Annotated in this window: 12 protein-coding genes; 7 read left to right on the top strand and 5 right to left on the bottom strand. The window is 69.5% G+C overall.

From position 1 onward, the window contains the following. Positions 1-34: 34 nt before the first annotated feature. From DFQ59_RS02625 to typA, 5 genes are all read right to left on the bottom strand, one after another. Positions 35-3,124, bottom strand: a complete 3,090-nt coding sequence (locus tag DFQ59_RS02625; protein WP_114278099.1) for an efflux RND transporter permease subunit — start codon at positions 3,122-3,124, stop codon at positions 35-37. Then, a complete protein-coding gene (locus DFQ59_RS02630; protein WP_114278100.1) occupies positions 3,121-4,185 on the bottom strand; it encodes an efflux RND transporter periplasmic adaptor subunit in 1,065 nt (354 codons plus the stop codon). Before DFQ59_RS02630 ends, DFQ59_RS02625 begins: the two co-directional genes overlap by 4 nt. Before the next feature lie 88 nt (positions 4,186-4,273). Next, positions 4,274-4,726: a D-aminoacyl-tRNA deacylase gene (dtd, locus tag DFQ59_RS02635; protein ID WP_114278101.1), complete on the bottom strand. Its 453-nt coding sequence runs from the start codon at positions 4,724-4,726 to the stop codon at positions 4,274-4,276. Between the two features lie 183 nt (positions 4,727-4,909). After that, positions 4,910-5,866 (bottom strand): prolyl aminopeptidase, encoded by a 957-nt coding sequence (gene pip / locus DFQ59_RS02640; RefSeq protein ID WP_114278102.1) that lies wholly within the window; start codon positions 5,864-5,866, stop codon positions 4,910-4,912. A 336-nt stretch (positions 5,867-6,202) separates the two neighbouring features. Continuing rightward, on the bottom strand, positions 6,203-8,029 hold the full coding sequence (typA, locus tag DFQ59_RS02645) for a translational GTPase TypA (RefSeq protein ID WP_114278103.1): 1,827 nt from the start codon (positions 8,027-8,029) through the stop codon (positions 6,203-6,205). Positions 8,030-8,284: 255 nt separating this feature from the next. On the opposite strand from typA, the gene DFQ59_RS02650 reads away from it, so the two are divergent. From DFQ59_RS02650 to ntrC, 7 genes are all read left to right on the top strand, one after another. Continuing rightward, a complete protein-coding gene (locus DFQ59_RS02650; protein ID WP_114278104.1) occupies positions 8,285-9,331 on the top strand; it encodes a tRNA (5-methylaminomethyl-2-thiouridylate)-methyltransferase in 1,047 nt (348 codons plus the stop codon). A 150-nt stretch (positions 9,332-9,481) separates the two neighbouring features. Further along, positions 9,482-9,718, top strand: coding sequence for a sulfurtransferase TusA family protein (locus DFQ59_RS02655; protein WP_114278105.1), 237 nt, complete (start codon positions 9,482-9,484; stop codon positions 9,716-9,718). Next, a complete protein-coding gene (locus tag DFQ59_RS02660) occupies positions 9,715-10,890 on the top strand; it encodes a cation diffusion facilitator family transporter (RefSeq protein WP_245937148.1) in 1,176 nt (391 codons plus the stop codon). The genes DFQ59_RS02655 and DFQ59_RS02660 overlap by 4 nt, the downstream gene beginning before the upstream one ends. Before the next feature lie 198 nt (positions 10,891-11,088). After that, positions 11,089-12,498, top strand: coding sequence for a glutamate--ammonia ligase (gene glnA / locus DFQ59_RS02665; protein WP_114278106.1), 1,410 nt, complete (start codon positions 11,089-11,091; stop codon positions 12,496-12,498). A 189-nt stretch (positions 12,499-12,687) separates the two neighbouring features. Then, positions 12,688-13,335 (top strand): DUF4124 domain-containing protein, encoded by a 648-nt coding sequence (locus DFQ59_RS02670; protein ID WP_170142002.1) that lies wholly within the window; start codon positions 12,688-12,690, stop codon positions 13,333-13,335. Positions 13,336-13,551: 216 nt separating this feature from the next. Continuing rightward, the gene (gene glnL, locus DFQ59_RS02675) at positions 13,552-14,637 is read left to right on the top strand and encodes a nitrogen regulation protein NR(II) (RefSeq protein WP_342768409.1); all 1,086 of its coding nucleotides are present in this window, start codon (positions 13,552-13,554) and stop codon (positions 14,635-14,637) included. Positions 14,638-14,654: 17 nt separating this feature from the next. After that, positions 14,655-16,067 (top strand): nitrogen regulation protein NR(I), encoded by a 1,413-nt coding sequence (ntrC, locus tag DFQ59_RS02680; protein WP_114278109.1) that lies wholly within the window; start codon positions 14,655-14,657, stop codon positions 16,065-16,067. Positions 16,068-16,075 lie beyond the last annotated feature (8 nt).

A 16,075-nucleotide genomic window follows, 5' to 3' on the forward strand; every position in this document is an offset into this window, starting at 1 on the left:
CTGTCAATCCTGGAAAATCCTGTCCATTCGGCTTTCAGCCCCGCGGGTGGAAGACCCGGTAGGTGGCGGGGACCAGCAGCAGGCTCACCAGCAGGGAGAAGGATAGGCCGGAGACGATGGTCACCGCCAGGGGCTGGAGCAGCTCCGAGCCCTCGCCGACGCCCAGCGCCAGGGGCAGCATGCCCATCACCGTGGTGAGGGTGGTCATCAGGATCGGGCGCAGGCGCAGCCGGGCGGCTTCCACCAGCGCCTCGCGCACCGCCAGCCCCCGCCGGCGCAGGATCTCCACGTATTCCACCAGCACGATGGCGTTGTTCACCACGATGCCGGCGAGCATGATGAGGCCCAGCCACACCGGCATGGACAGCGGCAGGCCGCTGATGCGCAGGCCCAGGGCGGCGCCGATGGCGGCGAAGGGCACGCTCAGCAGGATCACCAGCGGATTGCGCAGCGACTCGTACTGGACCGCCATCACCACGAACACCAGGAACAGGGCCAGGCCGAGCAGCAGCCCGGCGGTGGTGCGTCCCGCCTGCAGGGCCTCCAGCGTACCGCCCTCGTAGGCGCTGTAGCCGGGCGGCAACTCCAGCTCCGCGGCGGCCGCCTGCAGCCGCAGTGCGGCCTCCCCGAGGGTCACTTCCCCGTCCGGCGCCGCGGTCACCTCCACGATGCGCTGCTGGTTGTCGCGCCGGATCTCGGCGGGCGCGGCCACCAGCGTCACCTGTGCCACGTCACCCAGGTAGACCGGTGGGCGATCCCCCCCGGAGGGGAACAGCAGGATCTCCTCCAGGTCCGCGGGGTTGCCGATCTGCGCCCGCGGCAGGCGCAGCCGAACGTCGAAGCTGCGGTCGCCGTCGAGGTAATCGGTGACCACCTCGCCCTCCAGGGCGCGGCGCACCGCCTTGCCCACCTCCGCCACGTCCAGCCCCAGGGCGGCCGTGCGTTCGCGGTCCGGTACCACGGCCACCTCCTGGCGCACGCTCTCGGTGGAGCTCTGCACGTTGCGCAGGCCCGGCACCCGCGTCAGCCGCTCCACCGCGGTCTCGGCCAGTCGCTCCAGGACGGCCAGATCCGGGCCCTGGATGCGGAGGCTGAGCTCGTCGCTGCCCCGTCCCAGGCTGATGCCGCGGATGCCCTGGGTGCGCAGGAACACCCGCAGGCCCGGCAGGCGCAGGGCGTCGATCTCGCCCTTGACCCGGCGGATCCAGGCCTCGCTGCTCAGGGCCCGCCGGGTGCGCGGTACCAGTTGTACCTGGAGGCTGGTGCGGTTGCTGGCCTCGAACTGGGAGCGGCCGAAGACGAAGCCGCCCACGGTGGCGAACACGGTCTCCACCTCGGGCTGGGCCAGCAGCAGCTGCTCCACCCGGGTGGCGGCGCGATCCATCTCCTCCAGCGAGGCGCCGGGATCGGCGGTCAGGCTGATGCGGATGCGGCCGTCGTCGAGCTCGGGCAGGAAGGCCTGGCTGCCGGAGAGGAAGGTGCCCGCGGTGACCCAGAGGGCCGCCAGGAACACCAGCCACGGCAGCCAGGGAAGGCGCAGGGCGAGGCCCACCGTGCGGGCATAGCCGCGGCCGAGCCGGTCCATGAGTCCGTCCATGACGCGGCGCAGAGCCCCTTCGGATCGGGCCGGCACCCGCGCCGAGAGGGCCGGCACCAGGGTCAGGGCCACCACCAGCGAGGCGACGATGGCGGCCGAGATGGTGAAGATCAGCTCCCGGAAGATGAGACCCACCAGCCCGCCGATGAACAGGAACGGCAGCACCGCCGCGAGGTTGGTGGTGGTGGAGGCGACGATGGCGCCGTTGACCTCGGCGGCCGCTTCGGTTCCCGCCTGCTCGGGACTCTCTCCGGCGCGCTGGTGGCGGACGATGTTCTCCAGCATGACGATGGTGTTGTCCACCAGCATGCCCACCCCCAGGGCGAGGCCGCCGAGGGTCATCACGTTCAGCGTCAGGCCGCCCAGCACCATGAGCACGAAGGTGACCATGATGGCGATGGGGATGGCGCTGCCGATGATGAGGGTGCGGCGCACGCTGCCCAGGAACAGGTAGACCACCGCCATCGCCAGCAGTGCGCCGCTGGTCGCCGCCAGGGCGGCGTTGTTGACGGCGGTGCGCACGAACACCGCCTCGTCGCCCACGGGCGTGATGGTGACATCCGCCGGTATCAGGTCCTCGGCGCGCAGCCACTGCAGGCGCGCGTGGACGGCGTCGGCCACCGCCACCGTGTTCGCCGAGGGCTGCTTCTGGATGGAGAGCTTGATGCCGGGAATGTCGTTGAGGCGGATGCGCAGCCGCTCGTCCTGGTGGGTATCCACCACTTCGGCCACTTCCGCCAGGTGGACCGTTTCTCCGCCGGGCAGGGGGATGGGCAGCGCCGCCAGGGCGTCGAGACTCTCCAGCCGCCCGGCCGTGCGGCCCGACAGCTCGCTGCGGGCCATCTCCAGCCGACCGCCGGGGGTTTCGCGGTTGCCCGCCTGCAGGGCATCCACGAGGTCGTCCAGCGACAGCCCCAGCGCGCCCAGGCGGCGCGGGTCGGGCAGCACCTGGACCTCGCGCACCAGGCCGCCGCCCACCTCGGCGGCGGCCACCCCGGGCAGGGTCAGGAACCACTTGGCGAAGGTGTAGTCCACCCAGCTGCGCAGCTCCACCGGGTCGCGCAGGGTGGAGCTCACCACGAACTCCAGCACCGGAATCTGCGAGGGATCGCGCTTGTAGATGGTGGGCGGCTCGATGGTGTCGGGCAGGAAGCGCTTGGCCCGGTCGAGCCGGGTGCTGGCGTCGCGGAGCGCCCGATCGATATCGGTGCCGTAGGCGAAGGAGAGGTCCACGGCGCTGCGGCCCTCGGTGGTGGTCGACTGCACCGCGATGGCGTCCTCGGTGATGGCCAGCTGCTCCTCGAGCTGGCGGGTCACCTGGTCCTCCATCACCTCCGGGGGCACGCCGGGGTCCACCACCCGCACCCGCACCTCGGGGTAGATGATGTGGGGCAGCAGGTCCACGTTGAGCCGTCCCAGCGCGAAGCCGCCGAGGACGATCACGGCCAGGGCGAGCATGCTGACCCCGACCGGGTGGCGCACCGACCAGGCGGCGAGTCCTCCGCCCACGCCGCGGCCGGCGCTCATGGCGTCTCCCCGACCGGCTCCACGGACATGCCGTCCTTCAGGCCCAGGAAGCCCTTGGTGACCACCCGTGCACCGGCATCCAGTCCCTCCAGGATGCTGACGCGGGCGCCCAGCCGGGTCCCGGTGCGCACCTCGGCCCGGTGGGCGACGTTTTCATCGTCCAGGCGGAAGACGTACTCGCTGCCGCGATCCTGCTGCAGGGCCGTCAGGGGGATGCTGAGGGTGGTCAGCGCCGGAATCTCGAGGGTCACCCGCGCCAGCTGGCCGGCGCGCGCGCCCGGCGGGACCGGCTCGATGGTGATCTCCACCGTGCCGAGCCGGGTGCTGGCGTCCACCTGGGGATAGATGCGGCTGATGTGGCCGGCATGGGCTTCGCGGCCCAGGGCGTCGATGAGCACCCGCACCTTCTGGCCGAGGGCCAGGTGGGGGAGCAGCAGCTCGGAGACGGAGACCTCGGTCACCAGGGAGCCGGGGTCGATCAGGGTGAGCAGGTGGGTATGGCGCGGCACGGCGTCGCCCGGCTCCACCAGGCGGGCGCTCACCACGCCGGCGAACGGGGCCCGGATGACCATGTAGCCGAGCCGGGTGCGCAGCAGCGCCTCCTCGGCGCGCGCGACTTCCACCGCCGTGGCCGCCCGCGACACCTCGTCCTCGGAGACCATCTGCCGCTCCACCAGCCGCCGCAGCCGCTTCAGGTCCTGCTCCGCCTGGGCGCGGGTGGCGACGGCGCGCTCAAGCTCCGCGCGCAGCAGCGCATCGTCCAGCCGCGCCAGCACCGCGCCCTGCTCCACCCGGTCGCCCTCGTAGAAGGGCAGCTCGATGATCCGTCCCTCCTCCTGGTTGAACAGGCGCACCTGGCGGCGGGTGCGCAGGGTGCCGGTGCGGGTGCTGGCGTAGGGCAGGGGCGCGCGGCTGACCTCACCGGCGGCGACCAGGTGGGTGGCGGGCGGTGCTTTCTTCGGTGCCGGTTGCGATGTCCCCCCGTCCTGCGAGCAGGCCGTGGCGAGAAGGGAGGAGAGGAGCAGCAGCAGGGGCGGCAGGGCGCGGAGTCGTGGCTTCATGGAGTATCCCGACAGAGACTGGGGCGATTACAGCACAAGCCCGGGTTGCGGACCAGATCGGCTGCGCGGCCGGGCTCCGGCGGCCGGTTCAGGCGGCGGGCGGCGGTACCCGGAGCAGGAAGGTGACCGGCCCGTCGTTCACCAGCTGCACCTTCATGTCGGCGCCGAAGCGGCCGCTGGCCACCTTGCCGTGACGCTCGCCGGCGCGGTGGCAGAAGTGGTCATAGAGGCGCTCCCCCGTGGCGGGGTCGGCGGCCGGGGTGAAGCTCGGGCGCATGCCCTTGCGGGTGTCGGCGGCGAGGGTGAACTGGGAGACCACCAGCAGGTCGCCGCCGATGTCGGTGAGGCCGAGGTTCATGCGCTCGTTGCAGTCGGGGAAGATGCGGTAGCCCAGCACCCGCTCCAGCAGCCGCTCCGCCTGCCTCTCCGTGTCGCCGCGCTCCACGCCGAGGAACACCAGCAGCCCGGCGCCGATGTTGCCCACCGTCTCGCCCGCCACCACCACCCGCGCGGCGCTCACCCGCTGGAGGAGTGCGATCACGGCATATTCAACGCCAAGACGCCGAGGCGCCAGGACGCGAAGGGTTCAAGGGGCGGTTGCGCGGATGCCGGTCGAACGCTTTCGTTCAGACGCGCATTCGGCTGCCGCGGTCTGCTCTGAAGGAACTGGAACACCATTTTTTCTCTTCGCGTCTTGGCGTTGAATCTGTTGACCGGACGTTCCTCAGCCCACGCGGCGTCCCAGGCTGTTGGTGGCCCGCACCAGGGCGTCGACGATGCCCGGCTCGCTGGCGGCGTGGCCGGCGTCGGGGATGATCTGCAGCTCCGCATCGGGCCAGGCGCGGGCCAGCTGCCAGGCGTTCTCCAGCGGGCAGATGGCGTCGTAGCGGCCGTGGACGATGATGCCCGGGATGCCGGCCAGGCGGTGGGCGTCGCGCAGCAGCTGATCCGGTTCGAGGAAGCTGTCGTGCATGAAGTAGTGGCACTCGATGCGCGCCAGGCTCAGCGCGGTGAAGGGGTCGGCGAAGTGGTTCACCAGCTCCTCCCGCGGCAGCAGGGAGGCGGTGCGTCCTTCCCACAGGGACCACGCCTTTGCCGCGGCCATCCGCGCCACCTCGTCGTCGCTGGTCAGCCGGCTGTAGTAGGCGCGGACCAGGTCGCCGCGCTCGGCCTCGGGAATGGGTTCCAGGTACGCCTCCCAGTAGTCCGGGAACAGGCGGCTGGCGCCCTCCTGGTAGAACCAGCGGATCTCGTGGGGGCGGCAGAGGAAGATCCCGCGCAGGATCAGGCCCAGTACCCGCTCGGGGTGGGTCTCGGCATAGGCGAGGCCGAGGGTGGAGCCCCAGGATCCGCCGAACAGCATCCAGCGCTCCACTCCCAAGTGCTCGCGGATGGCCTCCATGTCGGCCACCAGCGCCTGGGTGGTGTTGCCGTCGAGCTCCGCGTGGGGGGTGGAGCGTCCGCAGCCCCGCTGGTCGAAGAGGATGATGCGGTAGAGCCCGGGATCGAAGAAGCGCCGGTGATAGGGCTCGCAGCCGGCGCCGGGCCCGCCGTGGACGAACAGGACCGGGATGCCGTCGGGATTGCCGCACTCCTCCACGTGCAGGACGTGGGGCGGCTCCACTGCCAGGCTGTGCTGGACGTAGGGACGGATGTCTGGATAGAGCGTGAGCCGGGTCACGAACCCTCCTGCTGGGTGGTTTCCATGCCGGGGATGGTGTCGCGAACGGCGGGGCAACTCAAGGCCCCGGCGCCGCCCGCCGTGGTGCGCCGCAAGACGGCTATGGACAATTTCCTACAACAGGACTGGCAATTGGCCGCTGGGCAGCGCCCATCCCTTTGCGCACACTGAATCTGCGTCAATCACTAGGAGTCGTATCCGGACTCGTCGTCCCCGAACCTCTGGTTCGGGGTTTTTTTTGCCTGTCGCAGCCCGGATTCCCCCGCCGCCTCCCGTGGCGGCGGTTCCGCCCCGCCCGAACCGGGGGGTGGATATCGTCATCCACCCCCCTGGCGGTCAACTCGCCTCGCTGTCGGTCCGTGAGGCGCGCTTGCGCTCGTGCTCCTTCAGGTGGCGCTTGCGCAGGCGGATGGCCTTGGGGGTGATCTCCACCAGCTCGTCGTCGTCGATGAACTCCATGGCCTGCTCCAGCGTGAGGTGGATGAAGGGCTCGAGGGCCACCGCGTCATCCTTGCCCGAGGCGCGGACGTTGGTCAGCTGCTTGCCGCGCAGGGCGTTCACCACCAGGTCGTTGTCGCGGGCGTGGATGCCGATGACCTGGCCTTCGTACACCTCGGTGTTGGGGCCGATGAACAGCCGTCCGCGCTCCTGCAGCTTCCACAGGGCGTAGGCCGGCGCCTTGCCCTGGGCATTGGAGATGATGACCCCGTTCTTGCGCCGGGCCACCGCGCCGGAACGCACCGGTCCGTAGTGATCGAAGACATGGTGCATCAGGCCGGTGCCGGAGGTCATGGTCATGAAATCGGTCTGGAAGCCGATGAGGCCGCGGGTGGGGATCATGAACTCGAGCTTCACCCGGCCCTTGCCGTCGGGCTGCATGTCGCGCATCTCCGCACCGCGCTGGCCGAGGGCCTCCATGACGGCGCCCTGGGCGTCGGTTTCCACGTCCACCACCAGGTGCTCGTAGGGCTCCTGGCGCTGGCCGTCGATGACCTGGAGGATGACCTCGGGACGGGAGATGGCCAGCTCGTAGCCCTCCCGGCGCATGTTCTCCAGCAGGATGGAGAGGTGCAGCTCGCCGCGCCCGGAGACGCGGAAGCGGTCGGGGTCGTCGGTGGGCTCCACCCGCAGGGCCACGTTGTGGATGAGCTCCCGCTCCAGGCGCTCCTTGATCTGGCGCGAGGTGAGGAACTTGCCCTCCTGCCCGGCGAAGGGGGAGGTGTTGACCTGGAAGGTCATGGTCACCGTGGGCTCGTCCACCGACAGGGCCGGGAGGGCTTCCACCCGGTCGGGATGGCACAGGGTGTCGGAGATGTGCAGATCCTCGATGCCGGTCACGGCGATGATGTCGCCCGCCTCGGCCTCCTCGATCTCCAGCCGCTGCATGCCCATCATGTTGAACAGCTGCAGCACCCGGCCGCGGACCGTGTCGCCCACCCGATCCACCGCCACCACCGGGGTGTTGCGGCCGATGCGGCCGCGGCTGACCCGGCCGATGCCGATGGTGCCGAGGTAGCTGGAGTAGTCCAGCGAGGAGATCTGCATCTGGAACGGGCCGTCCGGATCCACCGCGGGGGGCGGGCAGTTGTCGACGATGGACTGGAACAGGGGCGTCATGTCGCCGTCGCGCACGTCCGACTCGAGGCCGGCGTAACCCTGGAGGGCGGAGGCGTAGACCACGGGAAAGTCCAGCTGCTCATCGGTGGCGCCGAGACGATCGAACAGGTCGAAGGTCTGGTCCAGCACCCAGTCCGGGCGCGCGCCGTCACGGTCGATCTTGTTGATGACCACGATGGGCCGCAGGCCGCGGGCGAAGGCCTTCTGGGTCACGAAGCGGGTCTGGGGCATGGGCCCGTCCACCGCGTCCACCAGCAGCAGCACCGAGTCCACCATGGAGAGCACCCGCTCCACCTCGCCGCCGAAGTCGGCGTGGCCGGGGGTGTCGACGATGTTGATGCGGTACTCCCCCCAGCGGATGGCGGTGTTCTTGGAGAGGATGGTGATGCCACGCTCCCGCTCCAGGTCGTTGGAATCCATCATGCGCTCGGTCACCGTCGCACGCTGGTCCAGGGTGCCGGACTGTTTCAGGAGCTCGTCCACGAGGGTGGTCTTGCCGTGGTCCACGTGGGCGATGATGGCGATGTTGCGCAGTTTGTCGATCAAGGGGGTATCCACTTCAATATCGGGTGAGGGGCGCGGATTATACCCGAGGCGGGGCTAAAGTGCAGCTGCGCAAGGAAAAAAGTTGTGAGGGGTGAGGAGTGAGGAGGGCGGGGTGGCGTTGTTTTCCCGCTATTCGCATCACTGTCTGTGCGGCACCGGTGCTCCATTCTGGTATCATGATGGCTCAAGGCTGTACGCGGCCGTGGTTGTCCCGCGTAGTCCGTTTCATCCCGTCCGAGTTCCGTTCGAGTTCCCATGTCCAAGCAGCGCAAAGCAGTGGCCCTCGTCTCCGGCGGCCTCGACTCCATGCTCGCCGCCAAGGTGGTGCAGGAGCAGGGCATCCAGGTGGAGGGCATCAATTTCTTTACCGGTTTCTGCGTGGAGGGACATACCCACGCCATCCGCGAGAAGGACCGCAGCCGGCCCAAGCGCAACAATGCCCTGTGGGTGGCCGAGCAGCTGGGGATGAAGCTGCACATCATCGACATCTCCGCTGACTACAAGGACGTGGTGCTGAATCCGAAGCATGGCTACGGCGCCAACCTGAATCCCTGCCTCGACTGCAAGATCTTCATGGTCCACAAGGCCCTGGAGTGGATGGAGGCGAACGGTTTCGACTTCATCATCACCGGTGAGGTGGTGGGCCAGCGGCCCAAGTCCCAGCGCGCCGACACCATGCCGGTGGTGGCCCGGGAGTCGGGCGCGGAGGATCGGCTGCTGCGGCCCCTGTGCGCGAAAAACCTGCCGCCCACGCTGCCGGAGCGGGAGGGGTGGGTGGACCGCGAGCGGCTCCACGACTTCTCCGGCCGTTCGCGCAAGCCGCAGATGGCGCTGGCCGCGGCGCTGGGGCTGGAGGAGTACGCCCAGCCGGCCGGCGGCTGCTGTTTCCTGACCGACGAGCACTACTCCGCCAAGCTCGCCGATCTCTGGCGCGCGCGCGGCGAACGGGACTACGATCTCGACGACATCATGCTGCTCAAGGTGGGGCGGCATCTCCGGCCGCGCCCCCATTTCAAGCTCATCATCGGCCGCGAGGAGGGAGAGAACAATTTCCTCGAGGGCTACCGCCGCCGGTTCATCCACCTGCGTACCCTGGGCCATACCGGCCCCCTGGTGCTGGTGGACGGCAGGGTGGACCGCGACGACCTGGAACTGGCCGCCCGCATCGCCGCCCGCTACGGCCAGGGCCGCAGCGCGGCGGCGGTGGAGGTGCAGGTGGAGGATCCCGGGGGGGTGCTCAGCACCATCCTGACCGTCGCGCCCCTGCCGCCCCACGAGGTGGCGGAGTCCTGGCACGTGTGAGGGGGCGCCCGGGCTCCGCCGTCCCCGTGGTTCGCCGCCGGGGCCCGGCGGGATGGCGGGCAGGGCACGGCAACAACAAAATTCAGCGCAACGGCGCAATCTGTGGATAATACTGTCTCCGTGTCACCATTCGCGGTCCAGGAACAACCCGTGAGCCGCCATCAGCTCGATGCCCGCAATCTGCTCTGTCCCATGCCCGTGATCCGCACCCAGGACCGCGTGGCGACACTGGCCCCCGGCGACATGCTGGAGGTGTTCTGCACCGACCCCGGCGCCCTCAACGACATCCCCGCCTGGTGCCGCCTGAACGGCCACCGCGTGCTGGAGACCCGGCGCGACGGGCGCGACGTCGTCCTGGTGGTGGAAGTGGGGGGGGAGGAGCGGTGACCGAAGCCCACGCCGGTGACCTGGCGGCCGAGTTCAACGTCGGCGACGCGCGCTACCGGGAGGCCAAGCGGGTCACCCTGGTGGGTGCGGTGGTCAACCTGGTGCTCTCCGGGGTGAAGATCCTGGTGGGTTGGCTGGGCCATTCCCAGTCGCTGGTGGCCGACGGCATCCACTCCCTCTCCGATCTGGCCACCGACGTGCTGGTGCTGTGGGCGGCCAAGCATGGCAGCCGGGACGCGGACGCGGAGCACCCCTACGGCCACGGACGCATCGAGACCCTGGCCACGGTGGTGCTCGGCATCTTCCTGCTGGCGGTGGGCGCGGGCATCGGCATCGATGCCTCCCGCCGCCTGTTCCACACCGAACTGCTGCTGACCCCGGGCTGGCTGGCCCTGGCGGCGGCGGCGGCCTCGGTGCTGCTCAAGGAGGCCCTCTACCACTACACCCTGCGCGCGGCCAGGCGCCTGCGCTCCAACATGCTGCGGGCCAACGCCTGGCACCATCGGACCGACTCCATCTCCTCGGTGGTAGTGATCGTGGGCATCGCGGGCACCATGGCGGGGCTCCCCTACCTGGACGCCATCGCCGCTGTCGGCGTGGCGCTGATGATCGTCAAGATCGGCTGGGATCTCGCCTGGCACAGCGTCCACGAGCTCATCGATACCGCGCTCGAGCAGGAACGGGTCGATCACATCCGCGAAAAGATCCTGTCGGTGGATGGTGTGCGCGCGGTGCATCAGCTGCGCACCCGGCGCCACGGCGGCCAGGCGCTGGTGGACGTGCACCTGCAGGTGGATCCGCGGCTCAGCGTCTCCGAGGGGCACCGCATCGGGGAGCGGGTCCTCGAGCGGCTCCATGCCGAGGTGGAGGAGGTGAGCGACGTGGTGGTCCACGTGGATCCCGAGGACGACGAAAGCTCGCGGCCCAGCAGCAACCTGCCGCTGCGCGGCCCGGTCCTGGAGCGCCTGCGGCAGCACTGGAAGGCGATCGAGGGGGCCGACCAGGTGCGGCATGTGACACTCCACTACCTGGATGGCGCCATCCATGTGGAAGCCTGGGTGCCCCTTGACGGCCTGGTGGATCTCGAGGCCGGGCGGCAGTTGTCGCGGCGCCTGGCGGAGACCGCAGCCGGTGACCCGGATGTGGCGGAAGTGAAGGTCTTGTATTACTAGTTGCACCATATTGGTGCCTGCGGGACAAGTGTGCACCAAAAGAGGGCGTGCTTGTTCCGCGGGATAGACGGAACCGCCTGATTTCCGTGGATTCCCCGGCTTTCAGGCAGTGGCACAGCAATTGCACCTTTCCCGGCGGGTTTTTTTCAGGGCGGGTGCCCCGGCAGTCCGAAACGCAATTTCCGGAGGAAACAACAGATGTCCGCAGCGAAAGTGCTCAAGATGATGAAAGACAACGAGGTGAAGTTCGTCGACCTGCGCTTCACCGACTCCCGGGGCAAGGAGCAGCACGTGACGCTGCCCGCCAGCGAAATCAACAACGCCTTCTTCAAGGACGGCAAGATGTTCGACGGCTCCTCCATCGCCGGCTGGAAGGGCATCCACGAGTCCGACATGGTGCTCATGCCCGACGCCGACACCGCGGTGATGGACCCCTTCACCGACGAGCCGAACATGATCCTGCGCTGCGACATCCTCGAGCCCAGCACCATGAAGGGCTACGAGCGTGACCCCCGCTCCGTGGCCCGCCGCGCCGAGGAGTACCTGAAGTCCACCGGCATCGCCGACTCCGCCCTGTTCGGCCCCGAGAACGAGTTCTTCATCCTCGACGACGTGCGCTGGGGCGTGACCATGGAGGGAGCCTTCTACAAGGTCGACTCCGACGAGGCCCACTGGAACTCCGAGCGCGTGTTCGAGGGCGGCAACATCGGTCACCGTCCCAGCATCAAGGGCGGCTACTTCCCGGTGCCCCCGGTGGACTCCCTGAACGACATCCGCGCCGCCATGTGCCTGGCCATGGAGGAGATGGGCCTCGTGGTCGAGGTGCACCACCACGAGGTGGCCACCGCCGGCCAGTGCGAGATCGGCGTGGGCGCCAATACCCTGGTGAAGAAGGCCGACGAGGTGCAGATCCTGAAGTACGTGGTCTGGAACGTGGCCCACGCCTACGGCAAGACCGCCACCTTCATGCCCAAGCCGCTGGTGGGTGACAACGGCAGCGGCATGCACGTGCACATGTCGCTGGCGAAGGCCGGCAAGAACATCTTCGCCGGCAACAAGTACGGCGGCCTGTCCGAGATGGCGCTCTACTACATCGGCGGCATCATCAAGCACGCCCGGGCCCTGAACGCCTTCACCAACGCCTCCACCAACAGCTACAAGCGCCTGGTGCCCGGCTTCGAGGCGCCGGTGATGCTGGCCTACTCCGCCCGCAACCGCTCCGCCTCCATCCGCATCCCGCACGTGAGCAACCCGAAGGCCCGCCGCATCGAGGTGCGCTTCCCCGACTCCACCGCGAACCCCTACCTCTCCTTCGCCGCCATGATGATGGCCGGCCTGGACGGCATCCAGAACAAGATCCACCCGGGCGACGCCATGGACAAGGACCTCTACGACCTGCCGGCGGAAGAGGCCAAGGCCATCCCCACCGTCTGCCACGCCCTGGATCAGGCGCTGGCGGCACTGGACGAGGATCGCAAGTTCCTCACCCAGGGCGGCGTGTTCACCGACGACATGATCGACGGCTACATCGGCCTGAAGATGTCCGAGGTGACCCGCCTGCGCATGACCACCCACCCGGTGGAGTTCGATCTCTACTACAGCCTGTAAGGCGTTCCCGCCCCGAGGCAGAAGACGCCCCCGCAAGGGGGCGTTTTTTTTTGCGGCCGGCGAGGGCCGGTTGCCGCGCCGGCAATGCCGACCCGGCGGCCCACGGGCGTGCCGGGGTTGCGCTGCCCGGCCCGGGGGCTGTACAAAAGACGGACAATCAGTCGACGCGGCGGGAGCCGGGGAGAGCCAATGCACAGGTGGATCATCATCGGGCTGCTTTGCCTGGCCACCGCCGCCCAGGGGGCGGTCTACCGCTGGGTGGACAAGGACGGCAACGTGGTCTTCTCCGACCGCCCGCAACCGGGCGCGGAGGAGGTGCGGGTGCCGACCCCCAGTCTCTACGAGGCGCCGCGCCTGCCCGCGCCGGCCGGGAGCGCGCCGTCCGCCGCGCCCCGCGGGCCCCGCTACGGCAGGGTGACGGTGACCCTGCCGGAGAATGACGCCACCATCCGCGACAACACCGGCCAGGTGCGGGTCGAGGTGCAGGTCGTTCCCACCCTGGACAGCCGGGCCGGGGATCGGGTGGTCATCCTCCTCGACGACCGGGTCCAGGGCGGCCCGCTCGCCACCACCCGGCTCACGCTGGCGGGCGTGGACCGTGGCACCCACACCCTGCAGGCGCGGGTGGTGGATGCCAACGGCGACGAACTGCTGGCCAGCGATCCGGTCACCTTCCACATGCACCAGGCCTCGGTGCTGTTCCGTCAGGGTGACGGAAACGGCGGCGATTCCGGCGGCGGCGATTCCGGCGGCGGCGACTCTGGCGGCGGCGACTCCGGCGGCGGCGACTCCGGCGGCGGTGCCGATGGTGGTTCCACCGGCGACGGCGGGACCTGACGTTCCACCGCCATTTCCGGGCGCACACACCCACCCAGACCCCTCGCGCACCATATTGGTGCGCGAGGGGTCTCTCCGATAGACTCCCCTGCAGACCCTGGCGTTCGCCGCCTGACGCTAAGCCACTCCCGGTGAACGGCTTTCATGCCCCATGACGGGGCGGTGACACGGACTGGTCCGCTCTTTGCTAGGGAAAGAGCACGAATCTGCGTGGGAGTGCCCTGCTTGGCCCGTCTGCACCAGCATATCCTGGACAACCTCACCACGGCCGTGGTCCTGCTGGGCGAGGATCTGCGGCTGCGGTACATGAACCCGGCCGCCGAGGAGCTCTTCGACGTCAGCGTCGGGCGCATGCTCGGCCGCCCGGTGGAAGACCTGTTCTGGAACGCCGAACTGACCCCGGAGACGCTCCGGCAGGCGCTGCGCTCCGGGCATCCGTTCACCGATCGGGAGCTGGCGCTGGAACTGCCGGGACGACGCCAGGTGACGGTCGGATGCACCGTCACACCGCTGCTGACTCCCGGCGCGCCGGTGGAGCTGCTGGTGGAGATGGAACGGGTGGACCGGCACCTGCGCATCGCCCGCGAGGAGACGCTGATTGCCCAGCAGCAGGCCGCCCGGCTGCTGGTGCGGGGCCTGGCCCACGAGGTCAAGAACCCCCTCGGTGGGCTGCGCGGGGCGGCCCAGCTGCTGGAGCGGGAGCTGCACGACCCGGCGCTGAAGGAGTACACCGGCATCATCATCGGCGAGGCGGATCGCCTGCAGGAGCTGGTGGACCGCCTGCTCGGACCCCACAGCCTGCCGCGGAAGCGTTCCATCAACATCCACGAGGTACTGGAGCGCGTGCGGACGCTGGTGCTGGCGGAGTCGCCGGAATCCCTGTCCGTGGTGCGCGACTACGATCCCAGCATCCCCGAGCTGAACGCGGATCCCGACCAGCTGATCCAGGCGCTGCTGAACATCGTCCGCAACGCCGTCCAGGCGCTGGAGGGGCGGGGCCGGATCACCCTGCGGACCCGCACGGTGCGCCGGTTCACCATCGGGCACAAGTGCTACCGGGTCGTGCTGCGGGTGGACATCATCGACAACGGCCCCGGCATCCCCAAGGAGCTGCTGGAGAACATCTTCTATCCCATGGTGACCGGGCGACCCGACGGGACCGGCCTGGGCCTGTCCATCGCCCAGTTCCTGATCAGCCAGCACGCCGGGCTGGTGGAATGCGACAGCCGGCCGGGCCGTACCGTCTTCCGCCTGCACCTGCCGCTGGAGAATGGCGGTGCCGGCGCCGATGCCGGTGAGTGACCGACACGAGGTGAGTTATGCCCACAGGAGAACATGTCTGGGTCATCGATGATGACCGCTCCATCCGCTGGGTGCTGGAGCGGGCGCTGTCCCAGGCCGGCATGGATGTGCGCAGCTTCGAGGAGGGCGGCAGCGTCATGGCCGCCCTGGAACGGGAGCAGCCCGACGCGCTGCTGACCGATGTCCGCATGCCCGGCATCGACGGCATCGAGCTGCTGGAGCAGGTGCGCCGGCGCTTTCCCGACCTGCCGGTCATCATCATGACCGCCCACTCGGACCTGGACAGCGCCGTGGCCGCCTACCAGGGCGGGGCCTTCGAGTACCTGCCCAAGCCCTTCGACGTGGACGAGGCGGTGGAACTGGTCCGTCGCGCGGTGCAGCACCGGCGCTCGGAGGCCGAGGCGCCGGTGGAGCCGGTCACCGAGGCGCCCGAGATCATCGGCGAGGCGCCGGCGATGCAGGAGGTGTTCCGGGCCATCGGGCGCCTCGCCCGCTCCCACATCACCGTGCTCATCAACGGCGAGACCGGTACCGGCAAGGAGCTGGTGGCCCACGCGCTGCACCGCCACAGTCCCCGCGCCGCCTACCCCTTCATCGCGCTGAACATGGCCGCCATTCCCCGGGACCTCCTGGAGAGCGAGCTGTTCGGGCACGAGAAGGGCGCCTTCACGGGCGCCACCGGCATGCGCCGCGGCCGGTTCGAGCAGGCCGACGGCGGCACCCTGTTCATGGACGAGATCGGCGACATGCCGGCGGAGCTCCAGACCCGGCTGCTCCGGGTCCTGGCCGACGGGGAGTTCTACCGGGTCGGCGGTCACACCTCGGTGAAGGTGGACGTGCGCATCATCGCCGCCACCCACCAGAACCTCGAGCACCTGGTCGCCGAGGGCCGCTTCCGCGAGGATCTCTTCCACCGTCTCAACGTGATCCGCATCCACATCCCCGCCCTGCGCGAGCGGCGCGAGGACATCCCGGTCCTGGCGCGTCACTTCCTCGACCGCGCGGCGCGGGAGCTGGACATGGAGCCGAAGGTGCTGCGCAGCGAGGTGGCGGCCTACCTGAGCGGGCTGGAGTGGCCCGGCAACGTGCGCCAGCTGGAGAACGCCTGCCGCTGGATGATGGTGATGGCCTCCGGGCGCGAAATCCACCTGGACGACCTGCCGCCCGAGCTGATGGGCGGCACCGAGACCCCCGCCAGCGGCGAGGACTGGCTCGCATCCCTGCGCGCCTGGGCCGACCGCCATCTCGCCATGGGCGACCAGGGGCTGCTGACCCAGGCCCTGCCGCGCTTCGAGCAGACCCTCATCGAGGTGGCCCTGGCCCGCACCGGCGGCCGGCGCCAGGATGCCGCCCGGCTGCTGGGCTGGGGGCGCAACACCCTGACCCGCAAGATCAAGGAGCTGGACATGGACGTGGGCGGGGAGGAGTAGCGGCCGGC

The sequence above is a fragment of the Thioalbus denitrificans genome (assembly GCF_003337735.1).
In the GTDB taxonomy this organism is placed as follows: domain Bacteria; phylum Pseudomonadota; class Gammaproteobacteria; order DSM-26407; family DSM-26407; genus Thioalbus; species Thioalbus denitrificans.